This window comes from bacterium, assembly GCA_040756715.1.
Classification (GTDB): domain Bacteria; phylum UBA9089; class UBA9088; order UBA9088; family UBA9088; genus JBFLYE01.
This window is the reverse complement of record JBFLYE010000119.1, coordinates 1-10,896: the sequence shown is the minus strand read 5'-3', so window position 1 is coordinate 10,896 and position 10,896 is coordinate 1. Positions and strand designations below refer to the sequence as shown.

The following is a 10,896-nucleotide window of genomic DNA, read 5'->3' as shown; positions in this document are numbered from 1 at the left end:
GGCAATCCTGTTTTTTATTCCCTAAATCAGAAAGCCTGGCCAAATGCCTATCTCCATAGAAGCCATCCAAGTGATGTAGCAAGAACAGAGCAATTTACCTATCTCTGCCATCCAAACCAAGAAACCTCTGGTCCAAATAACAATTGGAAGGAGCCGAAAGAAGCAAAGGAAATGCTCACTCCCCTTTTTAAAGGTTGTATGAAGGGAAGGACAATGTATGTTCTTCCTTATATGATGGGAAACCCAGAATCGGCCTATTCAAAACCCTGTATCCAGCTTACCGATTCATCCTATGTGGCTGTAAGCACGAGGATAATGACGAGAGAGGGAAAGGCTGCATTAGAAAGAATAGGAAATTCTTTTGACTTTGTAAAAGGGCTTCATTCTATAGGAGACTTTTCTCCTAAAAGAAGGTTTATTATGCACTTTCCCGAGGAAAATCTGGTTTGGTCTATTGGCTCTGGATATGGTGGAAATGCTTTGCTGGGAAAAAAATGCTTTTCCTTAAGGATTGCATCCTTCCTTGGGTGGAAAGAAAATTGGCTGGCAGAGCATATGGTGATTATGGGTATTGAAGACCCATCTGGTAATACAACATATATTACCGCCGCTCTTCCCTCTGCCTGCGGGAAGACAAACCTTGCTATGCTTAATCCCTCTCTTCCTGGATATAAAATATGGACAATTGGCGATGACATTGCCTGGATGAATATCGGAGATGATGGAAGGCTTTATGCGATTAATCCAGAAATGGGATTTTTTGGTGTAGCACCTGGAACATCGGAACAGACAAACCCAAATATGATAAAAACCCTAAAAAATGGCACATTCTATCCAACCCTTTTTACCAACACAGCCCTTGCCACAAAAACAAATGAGCCTTGGTGGGATGGACTTGATGGGATTCCAGAAGGCTTGATTGACTGGAAGGGAAATCCATCCTCTTCAAAGGATGCTGCCCATCCAAACTCACGATTTACGGTTTCCATAACCCAGTGTCCAACCCTATCAAGCGAATTCAATAATCCAAAGGGTGTTCCCATATCTGCCATAATCTTTGGTTGCCGAAGGTCATCTGTTGTTCCTCTGGTATATGAGGCATTCAATTGGCAGAATGGGGTATTTCAGGGATGTGGAATGGCATCAGAGACAACCTCAGCGGCAGTTCAGGATATAGGTGTCCTGCGTCGCGATCCAATGGCAATGCTTCCTTTCTGCGGATACAATATGGCAGATTATTGGGAGCATTGGCGTTGTATGGGAGAGAAAATGGAAAGCCCTCCCAAAATATTCTTTGTAAATTGGTTTAGAAAGGATGAAGGAGGAAATTTCTTATGGCCTGGATTTTCTGAAAATATAAGGGTTTTAAAATGGATTGTTGAGAGGGTAAAAGGTAGGGTAGGAGCGAAAGAGACACCCATTGGATTTATCCCCCATCCTAAAGACTTAGACCTTACAGAACTTAATATAAATGAAAAAGGGCTATTTAAGATAGACAAAGATGAATGGGAAAAAGAGCTTCTGGATATAAAAGCATTTCTTTTAAAATTTGGAAACAGGCTTCCTTCTTGGATTGAAAAGGAATGCGAATGCCTTGAAAAGCGTTTAAGCTAGCTTCATTTAAGCTAAAAAAATGAAAAAATTATTCCTGCTTGGGATTTTTCTTCTCCTCATAGGTCTCTTATTGGGAGACCTTAATTTTGTCTCTTCTCATAATTCTTATGGGAAATCTGTTGGGATGCTTTCCCCTGGGATTACAAACCTTGCCTTAAAAAAGGCATATCATTTTGAAGAAATAGAGAGAAAGCCATTTGTCATTATTGTTTTTATTGTGTTTCCTATACTCTTTTTCCTTATTTTTATAAAAAACAAAGATATTAAACTTAAGATAAATAGATGGCTTGTCCAATGGGTTTCTTTTGTTATTACAAGGCTTGGTGTGATCAGGGTTTCTGGAATATGCCCTGCAAGCAGAACATCCGTTGGCCTCCTTCCTTTTTTAAATTGTCAGGCTTGCGAGATGGCGGTTGGTGCTTGTCCAATTGGCTCTCTTCAGGTATTTCTTCTGCAAAGAAGACCTCCATTTTTCATATTGGGATTTTTTATTCTTCTGGGAATATCCCTGGGAAGGTTTTTTTGCGGATGGCTATGCCCATTTGGGACAATTTCTGATCTATTGAATAAGATAAAGAAGCCAAGAATTAAAATTCCCCAATTTCTTATCTATGCTAAGTATCTTATCCTTATTGTGGTCATTCTCGCCTTTGTCTTTCCATTTTTATTCTGCTCATATTTTTGTCCATCTGGGCTTTTATATGGCTTGCTTCCATACTACCTTACCACAGGAAAAAGGGCATTTTTTCTAAACAATATTGTTTTATACCATATCATTTTAGGTTTTGTTTTTCTGGTTTTGTTTATCCTTGTCTCAGGAAGGCTATTTTGTAGGATTTTATGTCCCCTGGGTGGAATATTAGGGCTTTTTAATAAAATCTCATTGGTTAGGGTTGTTCATAATAAAGAACTCTGTAGGTCTTGTTCTGCCTGCCTTAAATCCTGCCCAATGGAGGTAGATTTGGGAAAGGGAGGATTTGCCAATCTTTCCAATTGTATTATGTGTTCAAGGTGTATCAAGACCTGTCCCCAAAAGGCAAGGAGTTGGTCTTATAAAAATCCTTAATTCCTTCAAATATTTTTCTTGCCGAAGCCTGTTTTTTTCGGGGAATTTGATAGACAAAGGATGCCCTTTCTGGATGTGGCATAAGAGCAAAAACATTTCCCTCCTTGTTTGTTAAGCCTGCAATATTATAGATAGAACCATTTGGGTTTATGGGAAATTCATCAATAATTTCCCCATTCTTTGTGCAATACCTTAAGGCTATCTGGTCATTTTCTATAAGCTCTAAAAGTAAGCCTTTGTTTTGGGTGGCGAACCTTCCCTCGGCATGGGCAATGGGAATGGGAAAGACATCGCCTAGATTAAACAATGACAAAAATGGGCTTTTAATGGATGAAACCTTAACATATACCCAATCACACAAAAAGCCTGTTTCTCTATTGAAAGAAAGGGCCATCTCAATTGAGCCTTTTTTTAAAGAAGGGCAAATCCCAGATTCGATTAAGATTTGGGCACCATTGCATATCCCCAAAACAGGTGCTCCCTCTTCTGCCTTTCTCATAATTGTCTTAATAATGGGCTTCTTTGCGGCAATTGCTCCTGCCCTTACCCTATCTTGGTATGAAAAGCCTCCCGCAAGGACAAAGGCATCAAATTCCTCCAATTCCTCAATTTGCCTATTCCATCTAAATATTTCTGCCTCTATTCCACAAGACCTTATAGCGCTACAGGTTTCATACTCACAATTTGTCCCAGGGTATTGAATGATGGCAATTTTCATATTCTCACGCAGATTCCTTTATTTTTAAGATATCTCTTAACATCTTTTATTTTATACTCGCCGTAATGAAAGATGGATGCGGCTAAAACAGCATCCGCTCCCTTTGCGATTGCCTTTTCAAGATGCTCTGGACATCCTGCCCCACCTGAGGCAATCACAGGGATATTTACAGAGCCTGCAATTTCTTCAATCAATGAAAGGTCATACCCACTTTTCTTTCCATCGCAATCCATACTGGTTAAGAGAATTTCACCCGCTCCTTCCAATTCTGCCTCCTTTGCCCATTCTATAGCATCCAGACCGGTTGGATTTCTTCCCCCATGGGTATATACCTCCCAGGAATTGCCTTTTTTCTTTGCATCAATGGCTACCACAATACATTGTGAGCCAAATTTTGACGATGCCTCCTCAATAAAAAATGGCTTTTTGACAGCCCCTGTATTTATGGATACCCTATCCGCACCATTTGAAAGGATTTCCTCTATTTGCAAGAGGCTTATTATGCCACCTCCCACCGTAAATGGAATAAATATACAATCAGCACAGGCACGGACTATATCAACAATTATCTTTCTATCCTCCCAGGATGCGGTAATGTCCAAAAAAACAAGCTCATCTGCTCCCTCTTTGTCATATATCCTTGCCTGCTCTACCGGATTTCCTGCATCGCGAAGATTAACAAAGCTTATTCCCTTAACAACCCTTCCCTTATCAACATCAAGGCAGGGGATTATCCTATGGGCTTTCATTCTAATATTTTCCCCTTTGCAGGCTATATTTTGCAAGGATTTTATTGACAAACCATTTATTAAAAATTTAAAATGCTAATAATGAAAATTCCCCTTGTTTCTTTAAAGGCACAATACCTTTCTATAAAAAAAGAGATTGACCAAGCAATTCAAAGGGCAATAGATAGTACATCTTTTGTGGGTGGAGAAGAGATTGAGAAGTTTGAAGAGGAATTTGCCAGGTTTTGCCAGAGTAAATACACAGTTGGGGTTGGAAATGGGACAGATGCTTTATACCTTAGCTTAAGGGCATTAGGGATAAAAGAAGGTGATGAGGTAATCACAAGCATCCATACATTTATTGCCACGGTTGAAGCAATCACATTAAATAAGGCAATCCCTGTCTTTGTTGATATTGACAAGGATACATATAACATTGACCCTAGTGGAATAGAAAGGGCGATTACAAAAAAAACAAAGGCAATCATCCCTGTCCATATCTATGGTCAGCCCGTGGATTTTGATAAAATAGCTGAAATTGCCAAAAGGCACAATCTTTTTATTATTGAAGATGCTAGCCAGGCACACGGTGCTTTTTATAAAGGAAAAAGGGTGGGAAGCCTTGGGGATGTAGCAGGGTTTAGTTTCTATCCAGGAAAAAATTTGGGGGCTTATGGTGATGGTGGTGCTTGCCTCTCTAATTCTCAAGAAATAATAGAAAGGATAAGAATCCTTTGTAATCATGGAAGAACCGATAAATATCTCCATAAAATTGAGGGGATAAATTCAAGGCTTGATAATATTCAGGCAGCAATATTAAGGGTAAAATTGAAATATCTGGATACTTGGAATAAAAAAAGAAGGGAGATTGCAAAAAAATATGATGAGCTTTTGTCAGGGATGAATGGAATAATCACACCAAAGATACTAGATGGTGTATTTTGTGTTTATCATTTGTATGTTATTCAAACAGAAAAAAGGGACAAACTTAGAGAGAGGCTAAATAAAGACGGAATATCAACGGGAATTCACTACCCAATCCCACTTCATCTTCAGCCTGCCTATAAATACCTTAACCTTAAGGAAGGAAGCTTTCCCCATTCAGAAAGCCTTTGCAAAAAAGCCCTTTCCCTTCCTATGTTTGCTGAATTGAAGGATAGAGAAATAGAATATATTTGTGATAGGATAAGAAAAGCCTTAACTTAAGATGAAATATAGCGAATACCTTTGCCCAACATATACAAGACCCAATGTCCTCTTTGTAAGGGGTTTGGGATCAAGGCTTTATGATGCAGAGGGAAATTCCTACCTTGATTTTACCTCTGGTTTAGCCTGCAATCCACTTGGATATTCCCATCCTCTCCTTATTCAGGAAATAAAGGAACAGCTTGATTTTCTTATCCAGACATCAAATCTATTCTATACAGAACCCCAATTGTTGCTGGCAAGGAAGCTCTCAGATATTTCTTTAAAAGGAAGGGTATTCTTTTGTAATTCAGGTGCAGAGGCAAATGAATCAGCATTTAAATTGGCAAGGGTCTATGGAAAGGAAAGGTATAAAATCCTTACCGCCAAAGGTAGTTTCCATGGAAGGACATTGGCAACCCTATCTGCCACAGGACAGGAGAAGATACATAAAGGTTTTGAGCCTTTAGTTTCTGGCTTTGACTACATTGAGTTTAATTCCTTAGAAGATGCTAAAAAAAAGATAGACAAAAAGACAGTTGCCATTATGGTAGAGCCCATTCAGGGAGAGAGGGGGATATATCCTGCCACATCTGAATACCTTGAAGGATTAAGAAAGCTTTGCTCTGAAAATGACCTTTTGCTTATATTTGACGAGGTTCAGACAGGGATAGGAAGGACAGGATACATCTTTGCATATCAAAGCTATGGTGTTATTCCAGATATTATAACATTGGCAAAGGGGCTTGGGGGAGGCTTTCCCATCGGTGCTATGATTGCAAAAAAGGGATTGGGTGAGCTTTTACAAGCTGGAATGCATGCCTCAACCTTTGGAGGAAATCCCATATCAACCAGGGCAGGTTTGGTTGTCCTTTCTGTGATCAACGATAGGAATTTTCTGAAGGATGTAAAGGAAAAAGGCAATTATTTTAAGGAAAAATTATCAAGCCTTCCCCACAAAGAGATAAGGGGAGTTGGACTTATGATTGGAATGGATATAGAGCAAGATGCAAAAGAGGTAGTAAAGCAATGTTTAGAAAAAGGGCTTCTTATAAACGCACCATCTAATAATTGCTTAAGATTCCTTCCCCCCCTTACAGTTACAAAAGAGGAAATTGATGAGGCAATTCAATATTTAATGTTGTGCAAAACATAATGGAAATTTAAGATTTATGGTTTTATCCATTTTTTCATCTACAAGTATATTGGGTTTTCCACTGAATTATAACCTCCTTTGAAAGGCTATAGATTGTAATCTTATCATCTATAATGGCATAAGTGGGGATTTTTGTAGGACTTAATGGAACGGATGGGCTTCCTGGATTAAGGTAGATTATTCCATCCCTTTCTTCAATGCCTGGGATATGTGTATGGCCTGTTATCAATATATCTGCTCTAAATTGAAGGGGATCAATGGGCAAATGGCTTGCAATTATCCTTGTTTTCTCATCCTGAAGAAAGACAAAGGGAAAGATGGGAGGCTTTAAAAGCACACTATCAACCTCAGAATCGCAATTCCCTTTTGCAATAAGAAGAGGCATAGAAAGGGAATTTATCCTCTCTGCTAAGCCTGGTGGATTATACCCTTCTGGAATGGGATTCTTTGGTCCTGGGGCTAAAATATCACCACAATGAATAATAAGCTCACAATCCGAAAAGGCTTCTAATGCCTTATCAAATGCAGAAAGGTTTCCGTGCGTATCAGAGATAACCCCTATTTTCATAAAGCTATTTTACTATATTTTAGTTGGCAATTTCAAACAAAAAATGGTATTATTTAATGATGAAAATTCTGGATTGGATAATAAGGCTGTTTTTTAAAAGGGGATTTCTCTGCGATACCTGTAAATATGATTACCGGGGTGCCTGCAATAATCCAAATAGGCCAAATGTAGTTAAATGCCCAAATTACAAAAAAAGATGAGGCACCTTCTTTCAATTTCTGACCTTGAGCCAGCATCTATCTGGCGCATATTCAATCTTACAGATAAAATAATTGAGCTGCCAGATTATAAGCCATTTTCTGATAAAACAGCCATTCTTTTCTTTAAAAAGCCATCCCTTAGAACAAGGCTTTCCTTTGAGATTGCAATAAAAAGCCTGGGAGGGGAAAGCGTTTTTATTACAGATAATGAGGTAGGTTTAGGAACAAGGGAGGAGATAAAGGATATAGCAAGGGTTCTTTCTGGATACGGTGATTGCATTATTCCTAGGGTATTTTCTCATTCCGAACTTCTTGCCCTTTCTAAATATGCCAATGTGCCTGTTATAAATGCTTTATCCGATGATGAGCATCCCTGCCAGGTTCTCTCAGACCTTTGGACAATTTGGAAGCATAAGGAAAAGATTGTAGGCCTTAATCTATCCTTCATCGGCGATTGTGGTAACAATGTTGCCTCAAGCTGGCTTTTACTTGCATCAATGATGGGAATAAACATAACCCTTTGTTTTCCAAAGGGATATGGACCAAAAAAGGATATTTTAAAGAGGGCAAAGAAATATTCTGCATTAAGTGGAGCGATCATAAAAACAATCACAGACCCAAAAAAGGCTGTTTTGGATGCAGAGGTTATCTATACAGACACATGGACAAGTATGGGCCAGGAAAAAGAGAAAGAAAAAAGGATTAAGGATTTCTCTGGCTTTACAATAAACAAAAGCCTTCTATCCTATGCAAAAGAAAATTGTTCGATTATGCATTGTATGCCCATACATCGGGGAGAAGAGATAGAGGATGAAATAGCCGAAGGAAAAAATTCTATAATCTTTCATCAGGCAAGGAATAAACTTGTTGTTACTAAGGGAATCCTTGTTTTCCTTTTGGTATAAACCAGAAAGCAAAAGATATGGGTAAGTTTTAGATTGCCAAGCTTGACAAACTAATTGAGCCTATAGTAATATTTTAGACAATGACAGAAGAGGAGCTTTTATTAGAGGAGGAGAAAAAGCCTTCTATTTTAAGCAATCCAATTGTCCAGATTGCCATAATCATAATAAGCCTTAGCGTGGCTGTTTCTCTTTCTGCGCTCATCTCATTTATGATTGCAAAAAAATATAAGCCATACAACCTTGTTATTTCTCCAGAAAAAGAGGAAAAGCTTATTCCACCCCCTGAGCCATTAAACTTTTCTAATCTGGGAAATTTTCTTGTTCGCTTAACCGACCCTGATATACCAAGGTATGTTCAGATTAAAGACCTTTGTATTGCCTATGAAGGGAGAAAATATAAATATCTAGCCGCAGAGATAGGAGAGAGAAAGGCGCAAATAAAGAGCTTAGTAAATGATATTCTTATTAAAAAATCATCTGATGTTGCAACATTTGATGGGAAAATGGCTTTAAAAAAGGAGCTAATCCTAGAGATAAACAAAATAATAAATCCAAAGAAGGGAAGGATAAGCGATATTTATATGGAGATATTGGTACAATAATTTAGGAATTTAAAAAGATATGGCTGAAGAGGAGAAAAAAGAAGAGGAAGAGGAAAAAAAGCCTAAAAAGGGTCTTCCAAAGGGGCCTATTGTCATTGTTCTTGCTATAATCATTGGATTGGTTCTTTCTAGCGTAGTTGCCATTATTGTTGCAAAGAAGGTAGCAAAGGAGGATAAGATTCCAGAGCCTCTCATAAAACCAGAAGGAATTGAAGAAGAGGAAGAAGAAGTCTATTACTTTGAGCTTGGTGAATTTTTGGCAAAGATAATAAACCCAGAGGAGCCTACATATGTTAAGCTAGAAAAGCTTACATTTAGCTATGATGCTAAAAAATATGAGTTTCTTATAAAAGAGCTTGAAGAGAGAAAGCCAGAGATGAGGGATATTATAAATACCATCCTTATCTCATCAACCCCAGAGATAGCAACAAAAGAAGGGAAGGAGGCATTTAAGGAGAAGGTTTTAGAAGAGATAAATTCAATCCTTCGTGATGGTCAGATTGAGAATGTATTCTGCGAGATTATTCCTCAATAAAAGGTAGAACCTTTTAGACTTTCTTTGCCTTGCTTCTTATATGCCATTCATAAAGGAGGGGGCTTGCCATGCAATCGGAAGAAAATGTTCCTATGGCTATTCCAACAATTAGGGCAAAGGCAAAATCAGAGACATCGCCACTTGCAAATAGCCAGAGGGCAACGCAGGTAAGTAATGTTGTCAGGCTTGTAATAAGTGTCCTTGTAAGGGTTTGATTGATGCTTTTATTAAGAAGGGTATAATAATCCTCCTTTCTGGAAAGCCTTAAATTTTCCCTTATTCTATCAAAAACAACAATGGTATCATTTACCGAATAACCAGCAATGGTTAAAAATGCCGCAATGGTTGGAGCATTAAATTCCCTTCCCGTAAGGGAGTAAATGCCTAATGAGATGATCATATCATGAAGGAGGGCAAGCATTGCAGAAACGCCGAATCTAAATTCAAACCTGAATCCAATATAAATAAGCATAGCAATTACGGCAAGAAAAATAGACTTAATAGCATAAGATCCAAGATGTCTACTTACAGATGGGCCAATAAATGTGCTTGAATAGGCAAATTTTCCAATACCTTCTGCTATTTTTCTTATCTTTTTTTCTGTCTTTTCATCCTCGCTGCCCTTTATCTTAACGAGGAGTTCTTTTCTTTCTCCTCCAATATACTGGATTTGCCCTTTTATTCCTGCCATTTCAAGCCCCTTTCTTATATCCTCAAGCTTTTCTTCTGAAATTTTCTCTTCAAACTTAAGGTTAACCATTATTCCACCTGTAAAGTCAATACCAAGGTTTTTTCTTCCCCTCATAATAAGTGAAACCAATCCAATAACAATTAAGAGAAAAGAGAAAAGATAAAAAATCTTCCTTAATCTTAAGAAATCAATCATACAAAAAGTTTATATTAAAGACAATTTTTTTGCAAGCAAAACCTTGCAAAAAAGGTATGGCAATTGTATAATTTTTCTATGCAGGATACAGATAAAAGGCTTATTTCTCTATTAAGCTATGGAATTCCCATAGAGAAACATCCCTTTGGGGAGATTGCCGAGAAACTTAAGATAAGCGAGAATGAGGTTATAGAAAGGATAAAGAAGCTAAAAAACGAGGGTTTTATAAGGTTTTTTAGGCCAAGTATAGACTATAGAAAGATTGGATATAGCGTAGGTGCCCTTTTATGTTTTTTGGTAAAGGATAGTGAAATTGATAATATTGCAAGGGGTCTTTCTAAATATAAAATGGTAAGTCATTGCTATAGAAGGACTCCGCTAGAAAAATTTCCCTATAATCTATTTTTAATGCTCCATTCAAAGACAAGGGATGAGGTATTGTCTTGTATAGAAAGGATAAAAAGGGATTTTTCCTTAAATAATTCCCTTGTTTTATTTACAAAGAGGGAGTTTAAGAGGCAGAGGCCAAGGATAAAGGAATTATGGAAATTAAGGTAGAAAAGCCAAGCGAGGAAAGATTGAAGGAATTGGGGATTGAAAAATGGGGTAAGTGGGAATGCCCTGTTTCTAGGTTTAACTGGGAATATTTGTGTGATGAAAGGTGCTATATCCTTGAGGGAGAGGTTGAGGTAGAGACAAACAAGGGGAAAACAAAGATAGAGAAAGGCGATGT

Annotated in this window: 14 protein-coding genes; 10 read left to right on the top strand and 4 right to left on the bottom strand. The window is 38.0% G+C overall.

The annotated features are described in order from the left end of the window. Both AB1397_04490 and AB1397_04485 read left to right on the top strand, forming a co-directional pair. Positions 1-1,614 (top strand): phosphoenolpyruvate carboxykinase (GTP) (locus tag AB1397_04490; protein ID MEW6482242.1); only part of this gene is annotated, 1,614 nt, incomplete at its 5' end. A 19-nt stretch (positions 1,615-1,633) separates the two neighbouring features. Continuing rightward, complete coding sequence (locus tag AB1397_04485; protein MEW6482241.1) at positions 1,634-2,680, top strand: 4Fe-4S binding protein; 1,047 nt, start codon at positions 1,634-1,636, stop codon at positions 2,678-2,680. Here the strand turns inward: AB1397_04485 and purQ are convergent. After that, positions 2,631-3,398, bottom strand: coding sequence for a phosphoribosylformylglycinamidine synthase I (purQ, locus tag AB1397_04480; GenBank protein ID MEW6482240.1), 768 nt, complete (start codon positions 3,396-3,398; stop codon positions 2,631-2,633). The genes AB1397_04485 and purQ overlap by 50 nt on opposite strands. Continuing rightward, positions 3,395-4,147, bottom strand: a complete 753-nt coding sequence (gene hisF / locus AB1397_04475) for an imidazole glycerol phosphate synthase subunit HisF (GenBank protein ID MEW6482239.1) — start codon at positions 4,145-4,147, stop codon at positions 3,395-3,397. Before hisF ends, purQ begins: the two co-directional genes overlap by 4 nt. Before the next feature lie 81 nt (positions 4,148-4,228). Here hisF and AB1397_04470 point away from each other — a divergent pair, with 81 nt between their 5' ends. After that, positions 4,229-5,332, top strand: a complete 1,104-nt coding sequence (locus AB1397_04470) for a DegT/DnrJ/EryC1/StrS family aminotransferase (GenBank protein MEW6482238.1) — start codon at positions 4,229-4,231, stop codon at positions 5,330-5,332. Between the two features lies 1 nt (position 5,333). Further along, positions 5,334-6,467: an aspartate aminotransferase family protein gene (locus tag AB1397_04465; protein MEW6482237.1), complete on the top strand. Its 1,134-nt coding sequence runs from the start codon at positions 5,334-5,336 to the stop codon at positions 6,465-6,467. A gap of 34 nt (positions 6,468-6,501) precedes the next feature. Here AB1397_04465 and yfcE read toward each other — a convergent pair whose 3' ends face one another. Then, positions 6,502-7,035, bottom strand: coding sequence for a phosphodiesterase (yfcE, locus tag AB1397_04460; protein MEW6482236.1), 534 nt, complete (start codon positions 7,033-7,035; stop codon positions 6,502-6,504). Between the two features lie 56 nt (positions 7,036-7,091). On the opposite strand from yfcE, the gene AB1397_04455 reads away from it, so the two are divergent. From AB1397_04455 to AB1397_04440, 4 genes are all read left to right on the top strand, one after another. Further along, positions 7,092-7,235 carry a hypothetical protein gene (locus tag AB1397_04455; GenBank protein ID MEW6482235.1) on the top strand — a complete coding sequence of 48 codons (144 nt, stop codon included), beginning with the start codon at positions 7,092-7,094 and terminating at the stop codon, positions 7,233-7,235. Further along, positions 7,232-8,140 carry an ornithine carbamoyltransferase gene (gene argF / locus AB1397_04450; GenBank protein MEW6482234.1) on the top strand — a complete coding sequence of 303 codons (909 nt, stop codon included), beginning with the start codon at positions 7,232-7,234 and terminating at the stop codon, positions 8,138-8,140. The genes AB1397_04455 and argF overlap by 4 nt, the downstream gene beginning before the upstream one ends. A gap of 80 nt (positions 8,141-8,220) precedes the next feature. Beyond that, complete coding sequence (locus AB1397_04445) at positions 8,221-8,742, top strand: flagellar basal body-associated FliL family protein (protein ID MEW6482233.1); 522 nt, start codon at positions 8,221-8,223, stop codon at positions 8,740-8,742. A 19-nt stretch (positions 8,743-8,761) separates the two neighbouring features. After that, positions 8,762-9,277 (top strand): flagellar basal body-associated FliL family protein, encoded by a 516-nt coding sequence (locus AB1397_04440; GenBank protein MEW6482232.1) that lies wholly within the window; start codon positions 8,762-8,764, stop codon positions 9,275-9,277. Positions 9,278-9,290: 13 nt separating this feature from the next. On the opposite strand, the gene secF is transcribed toward AB1397_04440, so the two are convergent. Beyond that, the gene (secF, locus tag AB1397_04435) at positions 9,291-10,163 is read right to left on the bottom strand and encodes a protein translocase subunit SecF (GenBank protein MEW6482231.1); all 873 of its coding nucleotides are present in this window, start codon (positions 10,161-10,163) and stop codon (positions 9,291-9,293) included. Positions 10,164-10,241: 78 nt separating this feature from the next. On the opposite strand from secF, the gene AB1397_04430 reads away from it, so the two are divergent. Both AB1397_04430 and AB1397_04425 read left to right on the top strand, forming a co-directional pair. Further along, positions 10,242-10,721, top strand: coding sequence for a winged helix-turn-helix transcriptional regulator (locus AB1397_04430; GenBank protein MEW6482230.1), 480 nt, complete (start codon positions 10,242-10,244; stop codon positions 10,719-10,721). Next, positions 10,706-10,896: cupin domain-containing protein (locus AB1397_04425; GenBank protein ID MEW6482229.1), on the top strand; the 191-nt coding region annotated here is incomplete at its 3' end. The genes AB1397_04430 and AB1397_04425, both read left to right, overlap by 16 nt.